The 20110-nt window shown below is 74.5% G+C and carries 12 protein-coding genes; 5 read left to right on the top strand and 7 right to left on the bottom strand.

Annotation, left to right across the window (positions count from 1 at the left end; translation table 11 throughout):
• Position 1 precedes the first annotated feature (1 nt).
• Positions 2 to 2272 (bottom strand): FdhF/YdeP family oxidoreductase, encoded by a 2271-nt coding sequence (locus tag AB0424_RS18805; protein WP_366306775.1) that lies wholly within the window; start codon positions 2270 to 2272, stop codon positions 2 to 4.
• Positions 2273 to 2613: 341 nt separating this feature from the next.
• Here AB0424_RS18805 and AB0424_RS18800 point away from each other — a divergent pair, with 341 nt between their 5' ends.
• From AB0424_RS18800 to AB0424_RS18790, 3 genes are read left to right on the top strand one after another with little or no spacing between them, the layout of a single operon-like run.
• Positions 2614 to 3600, top strand: a complete 987-nt coding sequence (locus AB0424_RS18800) for a Dyp-type peroxidase (RefSeq protein ID WP_366306727.1) — start codon at positions 2614 to 2616, stop codon at positions 3598 to 3600.
• A gap of 5 nt (positions 3601 to 3605) precedes the next feature.
• The gene (locus AB0424_RS18795; RefSeq protein WP_366306725.1) at positions 3606 to 4421 is read left to right on the top strand and encodes a family 1 encapsulin nanocompartment shell protein; all 816 of its coding nucleotides are present in this window, start codon (positions 3606 to 3608) and stop codon (positions 4419 to 4421) included.
• 3 nt (positions 4422 to 4424) lie between these two features.
• Positions 4425 to 5060, top strand: coding sequence for a DUF1345 domain-containing protein (locus AB0424_RS18790; protein ID WP_366306723.1), 636 nt, complete (start codon positions 4425 to 4427; stop codon positions 5058 to 5060).
• Between the two features lie 56 nt (positions 5061 to 5116).
• Here the strand turns inward: AB0424_RS18790 and AB0424_RS18785 are convergent, their stop codons facing one another.
• A complete protein-coding gene (locus tag AB0424_RS18785) occupies positions 5117 to 5578 on the bottom strand; it encodes a GreA/GreB family elongation factor (RefSeq protein ID WP_366306721.1) in 462 nt (153 codons plus the stop codon).
• Positions 5579 to 5849: 271 nt separating this feature from the next.
• Here AB0424_RS18785 and AB0424_RS18780 point away from each other — a divergent pair, with 271 nt between their 5' ends.
• Positions 5850 to 6527: a 1,4-alpha-glucan branching protein gene (locus AB0424_RS18780; protein WP_366306720.1), complete on the top strand. Its 678-nt coding sequence runs from the start codon at positions 5850 to 5852 to the stop codon at positions 6525 to 6527.
• A gap of 6 nt (positions 6528 to 6533) precedes the next feature.
• Here the strand turns inward: AB0424_RS18780 and AB0424_RS18775 are convergent, their stop codons facing one another.
• The 3 genes from AB0424_RS18775 to AB0424_RS18765 form a co-directional block, all read right to left on the bottom strand.
• Entirely contained in the window at positions 6534 to 7613 is a 1080-nt protein-coding gene (locus AB0424_RS18775) for a serine protease (RefSeq protein WP_366306717.1), read from the bottom strand.
• A 6-nt stretch (positions 7614 to 7619) separates the two neighbouring features.
• A complete protein-coding gene (locus AB0424_RS18770; protein ID WP_366306715.1) occupies positions 7620 to 13064 on the bottom strand; it encodes a trypsin-like peptidase domain-containing protein in 5445 nt (1814 codons plus the stop codon).
• Positions 13065 to 13199: 135 nt separating this feature from the next.
• On the bottom strand, positions 13200 to 14096 hold the full coding sequence (locus AB0424_RS18765) for a DNA/RNA non-specific endonuclease (protein ID WP_366306714.1): 897 nt from the start codon (positions 14094 to 14096) through the stop codon (positions 13200 to 13202).
• A 104-nt stretch (positions 14097 to 14200) separates the two neighbouring features.
• Between AB0424_RS18765 and AB0424_RS18760 the strand changes: the two genes are divergently transcribed.
• Positions 14201 to 15004 (top strand): caspase family protein, encoded by an 804-nt coding sequence (locus AB0424_RS18760; RefSeq protein WP_366306712.1) that lies wholly within the window; start codon positions 14201 to 14203, stop codon positions 15002 to 15004.
• 78 nt (positions 15005 to 15082) lie between these two features.
• Here AB0424_RS18760 and AB0424_RS18755 read toward each other — a convergent pair whose 3' ends face one another.
• Both AB0424_RS18755 and AB0424_RS18750 read right to left on the bottom strand, forming a co-directional pair.
• Positions 15083 to 17953, bottom strand: a complete 2871-nt coding sequence (locus AB0424_RS18755) for an AAA family ATPase (RefSeq protein WP_366306710.1) — start codon at positions 17951 to 17953, stop codon at positions 15083 to 15085.
• A 225-nt stretch (positions 17954 to 18178) separates the two neighbouring features.
• The gene (locus tag AB0424_RS18750) at positions 18179 to 19876 is read right to left on the bottom strand and encodes a S8 family serine peptidase (protein ID WP_366306774.1); all 1698 of its coding nucleotides are present in this window, start codon (positions 19874 to 19876) and stop codon (positions 18179 to 18181) included.
• Between the last annotated feature and the right edge of the window lie 234 nt (positions 19877 to 20110).

The following is a 20110-nucleotide window of genomic DNA, read 5'->3' as shown; positions in this document are numbered from 1 at the left end:
TTCAGGCGGCGGGGGCGATCGTGACGTTGACGTGCTTCATGATCGGCTGGTCGCTCTGGGTGCTGTAGTCGGAGAGCGCGCACAGCACGTTCATCTCCGGCATGTAGCCGGCGGCGCAGCCGCGCGGGATGTCGTAGGGGATGGCGAGATAGCCGGTGAGGGACCGCCGGCTGCCGTCCTTCGCGGTGCTCGTGATGTCGACGGGACCCAGGTCCGCGATGCCGCGCTCCCGCATGTCGGCCCGGTTCATGAAGACGAGCGTGCGCAGGTTCTCGACGCCCCGGTAGCGGTCGTTGTCGGAGTAGATGGTGGTGTTCCACTGGTCGTGCGAGCGCATGGTGCCCAGGGCGAGGGTGCCGGGCGCCGGCACGACGTCGGGCAGCGCGGCGTCGGAGAACTCGGCGCGCCCGGACGGTGTCAGGAAGACGAGCTCCCGGGCGGGCTGCCTGATGCGGAAGCCGAGGGGCAGCCGCACCCGCCGGTTGAAGTCCTCGAAGCCGTCGAGGGCCCTGGCCATGGTGTCGCGGATGCGGTCGTAGTCCTCGATGTACCACTCCCAGGGCGTCGCGCTGCCCGGCAGTGCGGCGCGGGCCATGCCGGCGACGATGGCGGGCTCGGAGAGCAGGTGGGACGAGGCGGGGCGCTTCATGCCGACCGACAGGTGGACCATGCTCATCGAGTCCTCGACGGAGGTGCTCTGGATCCCCTTGCGCTGGTGGTCCTTCTCGGTGCGGCCGAGGCAGGGGAGGATCAGGGCCCGGCGACCGTGGACGATGTGGCTGCGGTTCAGCTTGGTGCTCACCTGCACGGTGAGGTCGCAGCGGCGCAGGGCCGCGCAGGTCACCGGGGTGTCGGGGGCGGCGAGGGCGAAGTTGCCGCCCATGCCGACGAACACCTTGATCTCGCCGCGGGCCATCGCCTCGATGGTGCGGACGGTGTCCAGGCCGTGGGCGCGCGGCGGGTCGATCCCGCAGACCTCGGCGAGCCGGTCGAGGAACGCGTCGGTGGGGCGGTGGTCGATGCCGCAGGTGCGGTTGCCCTGCACGTTGCTGTGGCCGCGGACGGGGGACGGGCCCGCGCCCTCCCGGCCCAGGTTGCCGCGGAGCAGCAGCAGGTTGACGATCTCGCGGACGGTGTCGACGCCGTGCTCGTGCTGGGTGATGCCCAGGCACCAGCTGACGACGGTGCGGTCGGCCTCGCCGTACACCCGGGCGGCCTCGAGGATCTCGGCCCGGGTCAGCCCGGACTGCCGCTCCAGCTCCTCCCAGGGCGTCGCCTCGCACCGGGCGCGGTACTCCTCGAACCCGGTGGTGTGGCGTTCGACGAACTCCCGGTCCAGGGCCCGGGGGTCGGTCGCGGACCGCTCCAGGATCGCCTTGGCCATGCCGCGGAGCAGGGCCATGTCGCCGCCGATCCGCGGCTGGAGGTTGAGGGTGCTGGTCCTGGTCGCCTTGAACAGCGCCATGTCGGTGAAGTCGTGCGGGACGATGGTCCGGGTGGCGGCGGCCTCGACGAGCGGGTTGACGTGCACGACCGCGGCGCCGCGCCGGTAGGCCGAGGCGAGGGCGGTCAGCATCCGGGGCGCGTTGGAGGCGGCGTTGACCCCGAAGACGAAGAGCGCGTCGGCCGTCTCCCAGTCGGCGAGGTCGACGGTGCCCTTGCCGGTGCCCAGGGACGCCTGCATGGCCCGGCCGCTGGCCTCGTGGCACATGTTCGAGCAGTCGGGCAGGTTGTTCGTGCCCAGCTCGCGGGCCATCAGCTGATAGAGGAAGGTGGCCTCGTTGCCCAGCCGGCCCGACGTGTAGAACGACGCCTGGTTCGGGTCGTCCAGGCCGCGCAGCGCCTCCCCGACGACCTCGAAGGCGTCCTTCCAGCTGATCGGCGTGTAGTGGTCGGACGCGGGGTCGTAGACCATCGGCTCGGTCAGTCGGCCCTGGTCCTCCAGGTCGTAGTCGCTCCACCCGGCGAGCTCGGTCACCGAGTGGGCGGCGAAGAACTCGCGCCCGACCCGCTTGCCGGTCATCTCCCAGGTGACGTGCTTGATCCCGTTCTCGCAGATGTCCAGGTGCAGGCCCTTGGTGTCGTCGGGCCAGGCGCAGCCGGGGCAGTCGAAGCCGGTGTTCTCGTGGTTCATCCGCATGATCGCGCGGGGGCCGTCCACCAGCGCCTTCTCGCGCACGAGGAAGCCCGTCACGCTCTTGGCGGCGCCCCATCCCGCGGCGGGGTGGTGGTACGGGGAGAACGACGGCTCGCCGTCGGGCGTCGGGCCCACCCGGGCCGCCTCGGGCTCCGCGGCCCCCGACGGCTCGGCGGGCTCCGGGTTTCCCTGCGTGTCCTCGTCGGTGCTCAAGGCACTTCACCCTCTCGCCGTGCGGGCCCGCGGCGCGGGCCCCGCGGGATCCGCCGGACCGGCGGCGGCCTTCACCCCCCTTCTCGCAGGCTATGTCCGCTCCCTCCCCCCTGCCACCCAGCCCCGCCCCGGGGCCGCCTGAGCCACCCGGCCATGCCCCGGGGGGCCGCCGGGCTGCGCGGTGGATCACCCGCCCCTACGCTGACGCTGTCCCTTTCCTCCCGTTTCCCGGTCTGTTCCCGGTCCTGTTCGACAGGAGCGTCGTGGTCGTACCGCAGCCCGTCGTGGCACCGCCGTCGAGAGCGGCCGTCTTCCTCGTGGTCACCGTCAACCCCGGCGGTGAGACGGCCGTGCGGGACGTGCTCCAGGACCTGTCGGGGTTGACCCGGTCCGTGGCCTTCCGGGCACCCCACGACGATCTCACCTGCATCGCCGGCATCGGCTCCGAGGGATGGGACCGGCTCGTCGGCGGCCCGCGCCCGCGCGACCTGCACCCCTTCGTCCCGCTGACCGGACCCCGCCACCGGGCGCCCGCCACACCCGGCGACCTCCTCCTCCACCTGCGCGCCCGCCGCATGGACCTCTGCTTCGAGCTCGCCCGGCAGATCGTGGACGCCCTCGGCGCCGCCGTGACCGTCGTCGACGAGGTCCACGGCTTCACCTTCTTCGACCAGCGGGACCTGCTGGGGTTCGTCGACGGCAGCGAGAACCCGACGGGCCGGACCGCCCTCGACGCGGTCCACATCGGCGACGAGGAGCCCGGCTTCCAGGGCGGCAGCTACGTCGTCGTGCAGAAGTACCTGCACGACATGGCCGCCTGGGACGCCCTGACCGTCGAGGAGCAGGCGGCCGTCATCGGACGCGACAAGGCGTCCAACGTGGAGATGGCCGACGACGTCAAGCCCGCGAACTCGCACGTCGCCCTCAACACCGTCGTCGACGACGACGGCGTCCAGCAGCAGATCGTGCGCGACAACATGCCCTTCGGGCGGATCGGCGGCGGCGAGTTCGGCACGTACTTCATCGGCTACGCGCGGACGCCCGCCGTCACCGAACGCATGCTGCGCAACATGTTCCTCGGCGATCCGCCGGGCAACACCGACCGCATCCTCGACTTCTCCCGGGCCGTGACCGGCGGCCTCTTCTTCGTGCCGAGTGCCGACTTCCTCGACGACCTGCCCGCCGCGCCGCCGGCCGCCGCCGTGGTCCCCGGGGACACCCTGGGCATCGGCGGACTGAAAGGAGCCTGAGCCCCATGACGACGCCCGACGTCACGAACAACCTGCACCGCGAACTCGCCCCGATCACGCCCGCGGCCTGGGCCGAGATCGAGGAGGAGGCCCGCCGCACCTTCCGGCGCCACGTCGCCGGGCGCCGTGTCGTCGACGTCCCCGACGCGGCGGGCCCGGAACTCGCCGCCGTCGGCACCGGGCACCTCGCCGACATGGCCCCGCCCGCCCACGGGGTCACCGCGCGGCTGCGCGAGGTGAAGCCCCTCGTCGAGCTGAGGGTGCCGTTCAGCGTCGACCGGGCCGCCGTGGACGACGTCGAACGCGGCTCCAGGGACTCCGACTGGCAGCCCGTCAAGGACGCCGCCCGCACCCTGGCCTTCGCCGAGGACCGGGCCGTCTTCGACGGATACGGCGCGGCCGGCGTCGACGGGCTGCGCGCCCGGAGCTCCAACCCGGTGGTGCGGCTGCCCGAGGAGCCCCGCGACTACCCGGACGCGGTCAGCCGCGCCCTCACCGCCCTGCGCCTCGCCGGCGTCGACGGGCCCTACGCCCTGCTCCTCGGGGCCGACCAGTACCGGGCGGTCAGCGAGACCTCCGACCACGGCTACCCCGTCGCGGCGCACCTCGCGCGGATGCTCGACGGCTCCCCGATCTGGGCGCCCGCCCTCAGCGGCGGCTTCGTCCTGTCCACCCGCGGCGGCGACTTCGAACTGCGCCTGGGCCAGGACGTGGCGATCGGCTACACGGGGCACGACGAGAGCCGGGTCCACCTGTACATCCAGGAGACGCTGACCTTCCTGACGTACACCGACGAGGCCGTGGTCGTCCTGGAGGCATGAGCGGTGCCCCGCCCCTTCGCCGGCGCCGTCGCCCGGCTGACCGGATCGTCGCTGGCCGGAGCGGCGGTGGGCGCCGCCGTCGCCGCCGCGACCCACACCCCGCTCGGCGTCCTCGCGGGGATCGCCGCGGCGGAGACCCTCTTCGTCGTCACCGGGTGGCTCGCCCTGTGGCCCATGGACGCCGCCACCACCCACCGCAACGTCCGGCGCGAGGAGTTCCGGCCGCTCGTCGAGGAGCTCGCCGTCGTCGGGACCGCCGTCTGCGGCCTCGTCGGCATCGTCGTCATGCTGCTGACCGGCCGGTCGGACCTGAGCCACGCGGCGGCGGCCACGGCCCTCTGCGGGGTCTTCATGGCCTGGGCGGCGCTCCACCTGATGTACGCCACCCGGTACGCCTACCTCTACTACGTCCCGACACCGGGCGGCGGCATCGACTTCAACTCCCGGGAGCCGCCGCGCTACAGCGACTTCCTGTACTTCAGCTACAACCTCGGCATGACCTACCAGGTCTCCGACACGAACGTCTCCGCCACGAGGATCCGCGCGGTCGCCCTCCGGCACTGCCTGCTCTCGTACGTCTTCGGCGCCAGCATCCTCGCCACCACCATCAACCTGGTGACGGGCATCGTCACGGGCTGAGCGGACCGGGCGGCGGTCCGGCGCGCCGCCCGGGACCGCCGCCCCGGGCAAGGCCGTCAGCCGAGGGAGACCACGACCGCGGTCGTGCGCCCGCCGGGCGTCTCGTACGTCACCGTGTCGCCGGCGCGGTGCCCGAGCAGCGAGCGGCCGAGCGGGCTGTCCACCGTGACCAGCGCCGGGTCCCGGGAGTCGGGGAGCTCGCCGATGTGCAGGGCCGACTCCGTGCCGTCCGCGAACCGCACCGTCACGGAGCTGCCGACGCCCACGGCATCCGTACGGGGAGGCCCCGCCACGGCCCCCTCCCGCAGCCGCCCGTCGATCTCGGAGATGCGGGCGTCGAGCCGGTCGAGCTCCGTGGCGCGCTGCAACTCGTCCGCCTGGTCGGCCTCGTCGCCCACCTCGTCGTCGGACCCGCCCAGGGTGGCCGCCACGGCGTCCCGTTCGGTGCGCAGATCGCCGAGCTGCCGCTGGAGCGCTTCTCGGGCCGAGGCGCTGAGGGGTTCGGGTCCACCGGTCATTGCTGCTCCCGTTCTGCGGCGGCACGGCTGATGTGCCGGGCCGAATGGCATCGAAGTGGGTCATTTCGACAGTAGCAGCGGATCGACGGCCGGGGCGGGCGCGGAACGGGCCCCGGAAGCGCGAGGGAGGCTCCCGCCGGGCGGCGCCCGCTCCTCCCCGCCCGCCCCTCGCGACCGGGGAGGACGCCGCGCCGCCCGCGGGGCCGGTCTGTTACGTTGCGCTCCCCGGGGCCCGCCCCGTCCGGCCCCGTCCGAGAGGAAGAAGCCCACGATGGCCGTCATCCACCACACGACGATGCAGCCCACCAAGCTGGAGCTGCTGGCCGCGTGGCTCCCCACCCGGTCCTGGTACACCGCCGCGGACGACGGGCCGCGGCCGGCCAAGGCGGGCGGCTTCCGGATCGACGACCCCGAGGGCGAGGTCGGCATCGAGTTCATGGCGGTGGCCGACGGAACCGACGACGACGCGGCCGTCTACCTCGTCCCCCTGACCTACCGCGGCGCCCCCCTGGACGGCGCCGAGCACGCCCTCATCGGTACCTCCGAACACGGTGTCCTCGGCACCCGCTGGATCTACGACGGTGCCCACGACCCCGTCCTCGTCGGCCAGTTGGCCGCGGTCCTGACCGGCCGCGCCGTCGCCCAGGACCAGTCCCTCACCGACACGCCCGACGCCACGGTCGCCGTCACCCTGGCCCCCGGAGTCGACCTCGCCGACGCCCGGCCGGTGCGCGTCACCGAGGGCCCCGACCACACCGACGTCCTCGTCGGCGCCCCTGGCACGGCCGACGGACCGACCCTGCGCCTCCACCGCGTGCTGCGCGGCGGCCCGGACACAGCCCCGGGCGCGGGCCGCCTCACGTCCGAGTGGCGCCGGCCGGACGGCTCCTCCGGCCGCGGTCCGTTCGCCGACGTCCTGGCCGGCGGCGCCGGCGTCGACCGGACCTGACCTGACCTAGACCCAGTTCACCTCCGCCCGGGCGAGCAGCGGGTCGTCGATCAGCTCCCACAAGGGGACCGCGACGTTGCCCGTGCGGTAGCGGCCGCCGAAGTGGAGGCCGAGCACCCGGTGGTCGGCGAGGTCGAAGACGGGGGAGCCGCTGTTGCCGCCCAGGGTGGAGCAGTCGTGCTTCATGACGAGCCCGCCGGGGACGAACTCGGTCGCGGCGCCCGGCTGCAGGCGCTTCACGTTGTAGACGTCCATGAAGATCCGGCGCATCGACTCCGGCTCGTTGCGCCGGCCGTCCCAGGCCGGGTAGCCCACCACGTACACCGGACGCCCCGGCACGCTCGCCGGGGCGTCCGCGGCGACCGCCAGGGGGGTGGGCAGCGGGCCGTCGGCGGACGGCTCGATCCGGAGCAGCGCCATGTCGACGTCGGGGTGGACACCGACGACCTCCACGATCTCGTACGGCGTCGAGGCCGGGAGCGGCACGCCGTCGACGGGCAGCTCCTCGGCCGGGTCGACGCGCGCCGACATGCCGTACTCGAAACTCCAGCGGCCGCGGTCGGACTCGAACCGGGCGAACTCGGCGGCCACATGACGGTTCGTCATCACCGTGCGCGGACCCACGAGGAACGCCGTTCCGACCCAGTCGAGCCGGGGGTGCCCGGAGACCTCGACGCGCCCGACCCGCAGCAGGGACTCGCGGATCGCCGGCCGCTGCCCGTCGAGCACCGACCACTCGTCCCGCTGCGGGGCGAAGTCCTGGCGTTGGACGAGGATCGCGGGGCGGCCCTGAAGGAGCACGATCGCCTCCACGCCGAACGACTCGTCCCCGTCGAGCTCGTCCTCGCGGTGCGCCGCCAGCTTCTCCAGACCGCTGACACCCGCCTCCAGGACACGGGCCCGCTCCTCGCGGGCGAAGCGGGAGATCTCCACCGCCGGTGCCACGTCCGGCGGGAGCTCCGGCGCGGACTCGGCGATCTCGGCCTCCAGGTCCGCGCGCACCCGCTCCGCGACCTGCCGCAGGTCGTCGAAGACCCGCTCGGCCGCGGTCGCGACCGGTGACACGCTCCGTGGTGCGTTCGGCATGCTCCCTCACCTCGGCTTCCCGTTCGTCCGGGCCCCGGGGGCCGGCCGGCCCGACTGGGCCGCCATGACCTCCTCGTACAACTCCGGCCGGAATGACCGGAGATGGTCCAGGATGCTGCTCATCTGCGTTCCGACGTTCACGAAGCGGGTCCGCCCGCCCTGGAACTCCACCTCGTCGACCTTCTTCGTGCCGCGGTGCAGGCCGACCACCGTCCAGTCGTCGAGGCAGACCGGGGAACCCGAGGAGCCGCCGCGGGTGTCGGTGAAGTAGAGGATGTCGTGCTCGTCGGCCCGGTAGACGAGGTTGTTGCGCAGCGCGACCCGCTTCGGCAGACCGCCGGGGTGCTGGATGATGTTGACCGGCACCCGCTGCCGTTCGCCGACCAGCAGCGGCCGGGTGGCGATCCTCAGTGTCGGCCGGGGCTCCTGCTCGGGGGCGAGCCGCACGATCGCGTAGTCGAGCGCCGCGTCCCAGGCGGCCAGCTCCCCGGCCGTCGCCTCCGGTGAGGCCGCCGCGTTCTCGACGAAGTCGAAGCGGGAGCGCGACATGAGCGCCTGGAGGCGCAGGTCCTCGTCGCTGACGTAGGGGCGCACCCCCGCCTCCCACGAACGGGCCATCACCACGTGGTGGTTGGTGATCAGCAGCCCCGGCGCGAGCATCCAGCCGGTGCCGCCGTGCGGATACGACGGAAGGAGCGGCGCCCCCGACTCGTAGGGAGGGATCCGCAGCAGCGCGACGGACGCGCCGGCCCGGATGCCGCCGTGCAGGAACTCGTACGGCACGGTGTCGTCCTGGAGGACGATCTCCTCCTTCATCTCGCCGGGCATCAGCTCCGCCGGGAGCTCCGCCTCACCGGTGATCTCGCGCGCCACCGCGTCGAGGGCGCTCTGGAGGACGGCGCGCGGACCCTGGTCGTGGACGTGCTCGATCGCGTTGTGCAGCCAGATCTCCAGCGGGACCAGGCCGTCCAGCAGCCGCTCGACCTGGTTCATCGCGTTCAGGTCGGCGTGGGCCTGCTCCCGCGGGTCGTCGAACGGCTCCAGGGTGGCCGTGAAGTACCGGGGGATGCCCTTGAGCAGCGCGGGGCGCAGCGCGCGGTCCGCGAGCCCCGCCTCCATGGCCGCGTTGCGGACCCGGACCAGCTCCGCCTGCGGGAGGAACGGGACCTTGCGCAGCGCCGCCCCGGCGGCGTTCGGCGGCGGCCGCGTCCACAGGCCGGCGCCGCCGTGCCGGGTCCGTGCCCCGCCCCGCACGGCCGGCTCCGCGGCGGCCGGCGCGCGGCCGTCCTGCGCCTGGCCGTGCGGGCCCGCGTCCATCGCCGAGGCGACCCCGAGCAGCAGGTCCCCGCTGTCGTCACGGAGTGTCAGCGCCTGGCGGGCGACGCCGTCCAGGGTGCCGCGCCGCCGCGCCTCCCGCAGGTCCCGTTCGATCCGGGCGAGGTCCGGGCGGTCCGGCGCCGCAGCCGGGGAGCCCGGACCCTCCGTGCCGGCCGTGCCCGCCGCCGTTTCCAGGATGCGGGTCAGCGGCCCGGTCAGGCCCGGCTCGTCGGTCAGGGTGGTGTCGATCCAGCGCGCGAGCTCGGTGACGACGGCGTCCTCGTCCGCCGGGAGCCCCACGAGCCGCAGGGTGTGCTCCAGGAGCCGCGGGTCGGCGCGGCAGGCGGTGGCCGCCGCCGTCCGGGCCAGGGACGGCTGCCGGGCCAGGTCCGCGTCCGGCATCCCGCGCAGGGTCCGGGCGAGCCGCTCCTCCGCCGGGGAGGAGTCGACGTCCGCCAGGGCCGCGAGCCGGGACCGGGCGACCAGCACGCCCAGGGACTCGTACCGCAGTCCGAGGCCCGCCGCCAGTTCCTCCGCCTCCTGGAGGTCGCGGTCCGCCGCGGCGAACTCCCCGGAGTCCTGCGCGAGCCGGGCCGACAGCTGGAGCAGTTCGAGCTGGGTCTCCGCGCAGCCCGCCTCCTCCGCGCGGTCCACGGCCCGTTCGGCGCCCTCGCGCGCCTCCGCCGTGCGGCCGGACCGGGCGAGGGTCTCGGCGAGCAGCGCGTGCAGCCTGCTGCACGGCGTCCACGGCCGCCGCTCCGCGAGCCGCTGCGCCGCCGCGTCCACGTACCCCTGGGTGAGCAGGTCCTCCACCTCGCGCGCGGCGATCCGCTCCCAGTCCTCCTGGTCGGCCTCGGCCATGATCGCGTCCGGCACGTGGCCGCCGATCAGGCCGAGGAGGAACGCGGCCGACCGGTGCGCCATCTCCCGGTGCGTCGTGCCGCCCAGGTACGCCGCCACGCCCGGCTCCCAACGGGCTTCCACGGTCCGGGGGTTCTCGCCCAGGCGCAACCGGTGGTAGATCTCCTCGGCACGCTCCCGGGCACCCTCGCGGGCCGCGTAGTACGCGACGGCCCGCCGGTCCACGGCGCGCATCAGATCGGTCCGCGCCCGGTCCGAGAGCCGCAGCATGATCGCCCGCAGGTCGGCCCGGTGACGGATGGTCCCCGGCCCGGCCGGCTCCATCAGGTCCACCCGCGAGGTCAGCAGCCCGTAGAGCCGCCGCGCCTCGCCCGGCGAGTCCACGCGCAGCCCCGCCGGCTCGGCCAGGACCTCCCTGACCAGGTCGGGGGTGATGAACCGGAGCGCCAGCCCCGCCTGCACCAGGGCCCGGACGTCGTCCTCGGCGATGTGCTTCAGGAGCCGGTCGTACAGCGTGCCCTGGATGAGCATCTGGTCGACCTGGCGGTCGAAGTAGCGTCGCCGGGAGGGCAGTCCGCTCAGCAGCTCGCCGAGCGACGCCGAGTCCGTGCCCAGTGCCACCGCCGTACGGGCCGCCAGGCGCAGGCTCAGCGGGTGGCCGCCGATCCGGTCGGCGAGGTCCTCGGCGAGCGGCTCGTCGTCCACCCCCGAGGACATCAGGAGGTCCACCGACGCCCGGTGGTCCAGCTCGGTGAGCTCCATCGTGCGGGGGGTGAGGACGCGGGCGGGGTGGTCGATGGGGGCGCGCCCGGAGACGATGAACCGCAGCCGTGAGTAGGCGGCCCGCAGCGCGGTCCAGATCGCCCACATCCGGCCGATGACGGGGGAGCCGCGGTACTGGGCCTCCTCGAAGGAGTCGACGACGACGAGCAGGGGCGGCGCCGTCCCGCCGGGCGCGGGCCGGACCGCCTCGGCGACCAGCGAGGCGGCCCGGTGGGCGAGTTCCTGCTCCCGGGCGCTGGCGCGGGCGTGGAAGTCGGCGGAGTGGTCGCGGCCCATGGTGGCCCGGGCGCCGGCCAGCTGGTACAGCTCGTCGAGTTCGTCGCGCTCGCCCCGCTGGACGGCCGCGGTCCGCTCGCACTCGTCGGCCAGCGCGTCGAAGTCGGCGCGGAAGGCCGGGTGGAGGACGCCGAGCTGGCGCGCCACCTCCGCGATGACGGTGGCGGGTTCGTGGATGGAGAGCGTCGGCCGCGCGAAGTCGATGAAGGCGAAGGGGAATCCGTCGGGGGAGGCGGACAGCGCCTCCACGAGGAACCTGGCCAGCAGCGTGCTCTTGCCGATGCCGCCCACGCCGTGGAGCAGGACGGGCGGCTCGGCGGGTTCCTCGGGGAGGGCGAGATAGGCGTGCAGCGCGTCGAGTTCGGCCGTGCGGCCGTGGAAGGTCCCCCGGATCAGCCGGTGCATCGGCTGGAGCAGCCGGGCCTTCTCCAGCCGCTGCTGGACGTCGTCGACGGCTGGCAGCCCTGTCGTGCCCGGCACCCGGCTCAGCCAGAGGACGGCCTGGAGGGTGTCGGACAGCTCCTCCACCGGGTCCCGGGACGGGGGAGCGGAGCCGTCGGCGACCTCGTGCGGACGGAGGCCGCCACCGGGGGACGGGCCCGGGAGCCCGGTGTCGGGGGACGCGCCCGTCAGCGGGAGTCCGGCGACGGGGAAGACGCCCGGCCCGAGTGGTTGGGGCGCCGCCCCGGGGGCGGTGAGCAGGGCGAGCGCGGCGCGCTCGGGGCCGGGCCCCTCGGGCCGCAGGCCGATGTTGGCGCGCAGGGCGCGCACGGCCGCGCCCGGGCCCGCCAGGCCCGCGAGCGTCGCGTCGCGGATCTCGGGCTTCAGCGTCCACACGGTGGCGACCTCGCCGCCCGGGCACGGCAGGCCGGCGCAGTCGTCGACGAGCTCCAGGACGGCGCGCCCGGTGGCCCGCTCCTCGCCCGGCAGACGCAGCAGCGCGGGGTCGAACTCCTGGAGCAGGCAGGCGGCCTCGCGGTACGAGCGGCGCAGGTCCGGCAGGGCGGTGGCGGGTGCGGCGAGTCCGGTGCGCAGGGCGTCCCGCAGGAGCGGACCCGCCTCCCCGGGGGCCTGGGCGGGAGACGGCGGCAGGGCCCGGCGGAGCCGTACGACGTCCTCCACGGCCGTGCACACCCGCCGCATGTAGCTGTCGCCGTCCGAGGGCGCCTCGACGGCCCTCAGCACCTCCGCCACGGCCGTCTCCGTCAGTTCGCCGACGGTCCCCTCCCGGCCGGGCGGGAGGGTGTCGGCGAAGAACTCGCCGAAGAACTCGCGGAGGTCGTCCGCGTCCACCAGGCGGGTGGTGTCGCGGCACTCGTTCTTCCGCACCTCGTAGGGCAGCTGGCGCATCGTCGTCGCGTAGCCGAGCAGCACGAGCCGGGGCACGGTCTCGGCCCGCACCGGGGTGTGCTCGTACACCGCCCGGGCGAGGACGCCGATGCAGTCCCACACGTCCGACTGCGGATCGAGCCGGTCGCAGTCGTCGAGGACCAGCCAGAAGCGGTCCTCGGCGGCCGTGGCGCGGGCGACGATCCGGTGCGCGGCGTCCTCGAAGCAGGGCAGCGGATCGTTCAGCCGCGTCGGGTCCGACAGGACGCCGTCGGCCCCGGGGCCCGACACGAAGGCCGAGAGCCGCTCCAGGAGGCGCGCGGCCGTGGAGGTGCGGGACAGCGTCACGCGCACCGGCCGGAAGCCGCAGTGCTGCCCGAGATGGCGGATCAGCTCGTACGTGTACGACCGGCCGCTGTCCGGCGGGCCGTCGACGACGAGCACCGTCTGCTCCGGGTCGGCGAGGAACCCCCTGAGTTTCGAGCGGAGTTCGCGCCGGTCGAGGAAGACCGAGGTGCCGTGCCTGAGGAGCCGGCTGTCGAAGGGGTCCCGCGGCGAGCGCTGCAGCCGTTCGTCCTCCCGCAGCCGGGTGAGGAGGCTGCGGGCCTCCGAGCCCTGCTCGAAGGCGTGCGGGTGGTCGATGGACGCCAGCGCGTCGAGGCCCGCGAGGACGGCGAGCAGACGACGCTGGTGGGCGATGTCCCGCCGGGCGGCCGCGACGAGCAGCAGGGCGTTGCGTTCGGCGTCCGGGGTGAGCGGCAGGTCCTCGACGAAGTCGGCCGGGAGGCCCGCGCGCAGCAGCCGTTCCCGTGGCTCAGCGGTGTCGAGGAGATGGTCCCGCACCCAGCTGGCGACGAGCCCCCACTCCGTCTCGGTGAGCGGCATACCGCACCTGCCCGGCGCTCTTCGCGCAGCGCCGGACGCTCCGACGCCGGAGGTACCTCCATCGTTCCACCGGGCCACGGGCGCCGCAATCGCGGCCCCGGCCGGGCGCGGACGCCCTCCGGACGGCCCCGCCGGTCAGGGGTGCAGCACGATGTCGTCGTACGACTCCAGGCGCCGCCAGCGCTCCTCGGGGCCGCGCGCCACCGGCATCACGTCCACGTCCGGCAGCGGCCCGAACTCCAGCTCGGTGAGCTCCGCGACGTCCGAGACCGGCACCTGGTACGTGCGGAACGGGCCCAGCGGCGGCGGCGCGCCGGGCGTCGCCCCCGCGAGGGCCCGCTCGGCGTCCCGGCTGAGGTCGGGGCTCTGGTCCAGGACGTACGCGGCGGCGGCGAGCGCCCCGTCCTGGAGGAACGCGGCCACCTTCCAGAACCGCATCGGCACCTGGAGGCCCCGGTACGGCGGGTCGGAGTCGTGGAGGACCGGGCCGGTGAGGACCGTCAGTCTCCGGTCGTAGGCCGCGGCGTGGTCGAGCAGGTAGTTCTCCAGCCCCTGCCAGAGCTGCTTCCCCTGGTTGAAGACGTCCGCCTGCGGAGCGGCGTTGGTGAAGTGGAACGTGTCGGCGTTGGCCCGGACCGCGACGGCCGGCGTGCCCCAGACCGGGTCGAGCCGGCGGACCAGGTGACCGCGGTCGAGGCTGTTGTTCCGGTAGACGTCGTCGCCGGCCTGCTGCTCCTCGGGCAGCCGGGGGTCGAACTGCCAGTCGTCGCCGCGGGGGACGTCCTCCAGGAGCTCCCGCCCCTCGATGCACACGGCCGTCGACGCCGCGAGCCGCCGGTCGGGCCGGAAGACCACGGTGAAGTGCTCGTACGGCAGCAGCACCGTCGCGACCGCCTCGCGCGCCGGCACCGGCAGCGGGACCTCGGGGCCGAGGAAGTACGCGTCGTAGCCGGTGCGGCCGGCGAGCGCGTCGGTGCGGGGCCGCCCGCCGGGTCCGGCGGCGGGAGGGGGCGAAGGGACCGAAGGATTCATAGGATGTACGTACCGCGTGGAGAGGGTCGTGCTCGGCGCCGGACCACAGGCCACTCGATCAGACGCCCCCGGCATCCCCTCCGCTCCCCTCCAGGAGGCACCCCATGGCCACCGGACTCTCCCTGCACGTCGGACTCAACCGGGTCGACCCCGCCCGCTACGAAGGCTGGGACGGCACCCTCGTCGCCTGCGAGAACGACGCCCGCGACATGGCGAGGCTCGCCCGCACCGCCGGATTCGAGACCACCACCCTGCTCACCCCCGACGGTACGGTCGCGCACGTCACCTCCGCGCTCCGGGACGCGGCCGCCCGGCTCCTCCCCGGCGACATCCTGTTCCTCACCTACTCGGGGCACGGCGGACAGCTGCCCGACGCCTCGGACGCCGACGACGAACCGGACGCACTCGACGAGACCCTCGTCCTCTACGACCGCCAGTTCCTCGACGACGAGGTCCACCAGGCGTTCCTCGCCTTCGCCGACGACGTGCGCATCGTCGCCCTCTTCGACTGCTGCCACAGCGGCAGCAGCATCGAGGCGCCCGGCGCGGACGACGGAAGGGGCCGCTACATGCCCGAACCGACACAACGGCAGCTCTACGACCGCGACCGGGAGTTCCTCGCCGAACTCCGCCGCTCGCTCGCCGCGTCCGCCCCCGCCGACCGGAAGGGCCCCGACGCCCTCCTCGTGTCGGCCTGCCAGGACGACCAGGTCGCCTCCGACGGCGACGTCAACGGAGCCTTCACCGAGGCCCTCCTCCGGACGTGGGACGACGGCGCCTTCCAGGGCGGCTACCGCGACCTCCACCGCGAGGTCCAGCACCGGCTGCCCCCGACCCAGCGCCCCAACCTCCACCTGACCGGCTCGCCCGACGAGACCTTCCTCGACCAGCGGCCCTTCACCATCTGACCGGCCGCCGACCCCGCCCCGCCCCTCCCCGGCCCGCCCCCGCCCGCCTGCCCGGGCCGCGGGACGAGGCCCGGTGCGTCACGGCCGCAGCGCCGTCGCCAGCTGCGCGCGGGAGCGGACGTCGAGCTTCTGGTAGATCCGGGTGAGCCGCGCCTCGACCGTCTTCACGCTCAGGTACAGCTTCGCCGCCGCCTCCTGGTTGCTGGCGCCCTGGCAGACCAGCCGCGCGAGCCGCAACTCGCCCTCCGTGAGCGAGGAGAGCGCCGGCAGCACCTCCTCGACGCCCGCGCCGGCCCCCGGACCCTCGCCCGCCGGCGTCTCGCCCGCCAGCGCCAGCCACGGGGCCGCCCCGGCCCGCTCGAAGACCGACGCCGCCGCCTGCAGCGCGCTCTGCGCCGCCGACCGGCGCCGTCGACGGCGCTCGACCCGGGCCAGCGCGATCAGCGCCCGACCGCTCTCCAGCGGCAGTCCGGCCCGTCCGAACCGGTCGGCGGTACGGGTCAGCAGCTCGGCGGCCTCGTCGGTGCGCCCCTCCGCCGCCAGGCACAGGGCGTGCGCCCGGTCGCAGCCCAGCAGCACCGTGGAACGCCCCAGACGCTCCGCCACCGGCCGAACCTCCGCGAGGAGGGCCAGGGCCTCGTCCGCGGCGTCGTGGGCCAGCAGCGCCTCGGCCAGCTCCTCGTGCCACCGCAGCATCGACGGGTCGACGGTCGACTGGGCGCGCTCGTCGGCCTCCACCCGCCGCAGCGTCTCCAGGGCGGCGGCCACGTCCCCGTTGATGAGCTGGACCCGGCCGAGCGCGTACCGGCTGCGGGAGAGGAAGACGCGGTCGCCCTCCTCCTCCGACGCCTGCACGCTGCGGCGCGCGTAGCTGGCGGCCCGGGCGAAGCTGCCGCCCGCCGTCTCCGCGAGGGCGAGCGCGTACCAGGCGGGGCCGGGGGAGAGCCCGGCCTCCAGGGTCAGGGCGAGCGACTGGCCCGCGTGCGACAGTGCGGCGGCGCACGGCCCGATCCGCGACTCGATCTCGGCCAGCGTGCGGAAGAGCTCGATGGCGTCCTCGACCGATCCGCGGCGCTGCACCAGCGGCAGCAGGGCGCCCAGTTCGTCACGCGCCTCCACCAGCCGGTCGTCGAAGAGGGCGTGGCGGATCGTCAGGATCTGCGCGGCGTTGCGGATCCCCAGCGGGCGCTCGGCCAGTTCCAGGGAGCGCGCCTGGGCGAGCACGGCCTCCGCGTCCGGCGTACCGAGGGCACGCTCCATCCGCGCCTGCACGGTCAGCGCCTGCGCCGCCAGGCGGGGGTCGCCCATCGAGGCGGCGAGCGCCGCCGACTCGACCGCCGCCGTCCGGGACCGCAGCGGATCGCCGTCCGCGAGCACGTACTTGACGGCGAGCCGCAGCTGCACGGCGGCCCGCAGCGCGGTGTCCCCCTCGGAGTCCTCCATGGCGTGGACGTACATCTCGTCGAGCCCGGTCAGCCCCTGGCCGGCGGTGTCGAGCACGGCGAGCCGCGCCCTGACCCGGTCGGAGGGGACCGCGTCCCGGGCGAGCAGGTCCGTGGCGGCCCGCATGGCCAGGTCGGCGCGCCCCGCGCGGGCCGCCTCCTCGGCGGCGTCGACCAGCCGGGCGATCCGCTTGCCGCCGTGCCGTCCGGGCGTCGACTCGGCGGCGAGCAGGGCGAGTTCGGCCGCGAGGGCGCTGTTCCCGCGCCGCCGCGCCAGATCCGCCGCCTCCGCGACCTCGGCGGCGAGCTCCTCGTCCGGGCAGTCGGTGGCCAGCGCGCGGTGGCGCACCGCCTCCACGGGGTCGTCCACCACCTCGGCCAGCGCCGCGTGCCCGGCGCTCCGCTCCGCCCAGCAGGCGTCGTGCACCAGTGTCGAGGGCAGCAGCCCCGCGGTGAACGTCACCGAGCCGTCCTCGGCAAGCGACACGAGACCGGCCCGTTCGGCCGCCGCGAGGTCGGCCTCCGCGTTGGGCCGCCCGGCCCGCCGCACCAGGGTCGCCGACGGGCGCAGCGCCAGCGCGGCGAGCAGCAGCGTCTCGCGAACCGCCGCCGGCGCGGCGCCGAGGAGCTGGCGGGCGAGGTCGCGGGCGCGGCCGGAGAGCGTCAGGGCCTCCGCGTGGTGCACCGGCGTCCGCGCGTCGGCGAGGGAGCGTCCCACGGCGAGCGCCAGCCGCGGGTTGCCGCCGCTCGCCCGGTGGATGCGCCCGGCCATCCGCGAGGGCAGCCGGTGGTGGATGAGGAGTTCGGCTATCTCGTCGGCGGCCAGCGGCGGCACGAGCAGGACGTCGGCCTCGGACGGCACCCACAGGTGCGTGGCGTGCGGGTCCTCCGGGCGGTGCGGCTCGCGGTAGGGCTCGTGGACCTCCCCGTACGGCTCCGGCGTCTCCACCGACACCACGCGCAGCGCGGGCGGCGCCAGATGGAGGGCGAAGCGCAGCAGGTCCGCGCTGTCCGCGTCGACGTGCTGCACCCCGTCGACGACGAGCAGGACGGGGCCGTTGCAGGTCAGGGCGCGCAGGATGCGGGCGATGCCGAGCCGCAGCGCGATCGGGTCCCAGCCGCCCGCGTCGATCGGCGCCTCGCGGCACAGCATGGCGACGGCGGTGCGCTGGGGGCCGGGGAGCTCGTCGAAGACCCCGGAGGCGAGGATGCCCGACACGGGCGCTCCGGGCGACGGCACTCCGACGCTCACGGTGGCCGCCACCGAGGCGACGAGCGCGGCGGCCGCGGCGCCCGGGATGTCGCGGTCGGAGGGGAGGGGCGCCAGCCAGAGCACGGTCTCGCCGCGTGCCTCGGCGCGGGCCGCCTCGGCGAGGGCGACCTCGGTCTTGCCGACGCCGGCGGGTCCGGTGAGGAGGGCGCGACCGCGTGCGTGCAGGGCCCGTTCCACCCGGGCGAGGAGTTCCTCGCGCCCCACCGGGGCAGCGCGGTGCGGTGCTGTCGTCACTGTCCACCACCTCCGGCCCTCGGGTCCCGGCCCATGAGCCCCGTGCGCAGAGAATACGGAGCCCACCGGAGGAGTCCAGGCCCCTTGTCCGACATACGGACAGCGGGCTCGGTGCGGCCCTGCCCGTCACATGCCAGGACGCGCCCGTGGTGTAGACCACGGACGCGTCGCTGACCAGCAAGAATGCTGATGTGGGGGGTGGTTCAGTGGGGTGTCACCGAGGGATCAGAAGGTGAGGCTCCACGAGTCGATGTAGCCGGTGTCACCCGTGGCCACATCGCGGACCTGGAGCTTCCAGGTGCCGTTGGCGACCTCGCTCGACGCGTCGACCGTGTACGTCGCGAGGACGTTGTCGGCGCTGTCCGAGGAGGAGGACGCCTTCAGGTTGCGCACCGTGCCGTCGGGGGCGACCAGGTCGACGACCAGGTCCCCGCGCCAGGTGTGCTTGATGTCCACGCCGACCTTGAGGGCGGCGGGGGCGTTGCCGGTGCGGCCGGTCACGGCGATCGAGGACGACACGGTGGTGTTGTCGGAGATCGTCACGCGCGTCGCGTTGGTGAAGACGTTGCCGGACGGCGGGGTCGTGCCGAGGACGGCGTCCACGGACTTCGCGGTGTCGGCGATGCCGGTGCCGCAGCCGCCGGAGCAGGTGCCGGGCAGCGGGCGGGCGTTGGTCTTGATCGCGGACTCGATCTCGGCCGGCGTCAGGGTGCTCTTCGCCGACTTCAGGAGCGCGGCCAGGCCGGCGATGTGCGGCGCGGCCATCGAGGTGCCCTGGTAGGGCTTGTAGTTCTCGGCCGACTGGGTCGTCGTGCCCGAGTTCAGCGTGGAGTAGATGCCGTTCTCGGGGGTGGTGACGGTGCCGGGCGTGTCGGTGGCGCGGCGGGTCTCGCCGCCGGGCGCGGCCACGTCCACGATGGTGCCGAAGTTCGAGTAGTACGACCGGTTGCCCTCACGGCTGGTCGACGCCACGGTGATGACGTTCGAGCAGTTCGCGGGAGTGAAGCCGGAGGCGTTCGCGTTGCTGTTGCCCGCGGCGACGACGACGGTGGTGCCGCGCGAGACGGCGCCGTTGATCGCGGTCTGGTAGACGCTCGGGCAGGTGGCGCTGGCGCCGCCCAGGCTCAGGTTGATGACCTTCGCCGGGTTCGCGTTGGCCGGGACGCCCGCGACGGTGCCGCCGGAGGCCCAGGTGATGGCGTCGGCGATGTCCGAGGACGAGCCGCCGCACTTGCCGAGCACGCGCACGGGCTGGATCTTCGCGTTGTACGCGATGCCCGCGATGCCCTTGGTGTTGTTGGTGACGGCGCCGATGGTGCCGGCCACGTGGGTGCCGTGCCAGGAGGAGTTCGACGCCTTGGAGCCGGTGCCGCACTCGCCGTCGGTGGCGTTCCAGTCGCCCTCGTCCTTCGGGTCCGCGTCGCGGCCGTTGCCGTCGCGGGCGTCGGCGGAGGTCGAGATGAAGTCGTAGCCGGAGACGATGTTGCCCGCCACGTCCGAGTGGGCGGCGTAGCCGGTGTCGATCACGGCGACGGTGACGCCGGTGCCGGTCGTCTTGTCCCAGGCCGCGGGGACGTTCATGCCGCCGGTGGCCTCGAAGAGGTCCCACTGCTTGGCGTAGTCGGTGTCGTTCGGGGTGACCGCCATCGCGTAGGCGCGGATGTCGGGCTCGACCGAGGCGACGGAGGGGTCGGCGCGGAAGGCGTCCATGACCTCCGCCACGTCCTGCTTGGTGGCGCTGTCGCCCAGGTCGACCAGGGCGCCACCGCCGGAGAGGCGACGCTCGAAGGAGAGCTTCTCGCCCGTCTTCGCGGCCTTCTCGGCCGTGTCGCTCTTCGCGGCGGTGTTCGAACCGGCCTCGGCGGCCTGGCTCTTGTAGGTGACGATGACCTTCTCGACGGGGGCGCTGGGCAGCGCGCGCATCGTCTGCGAAGCCGGAGCCGGCTTCGGGGTGGCAGCGCCCGGGGCGGCGGCGATCGCCCCGGTCGTGGCAGCGGCGCCGAGGATCGCGGCGCTCGCGACCACGGATATGACTCTCCGCCTGGAACCGTTCAAGGTGTGGCCCTTTCGAGTACGACGTGACTGCGGAGCAGTGGCGGCGGCGCGGGACACACGGGGCGAAGTGGGGTCGCGTCCGAGGTTCCCTGGGCTTGGGGG

This window comes from Streptomyces sp. NPDC051180 (genome assembly GCF_040689545.1).
GTDB lineage: Bacteria > Actinomycetota > Actinomycetes > Streptomycetales > Streptomycetaceae > Streptomyces.
This window is presented reverse-complemented; position numbering and strand designations above follow the sequence as displayed.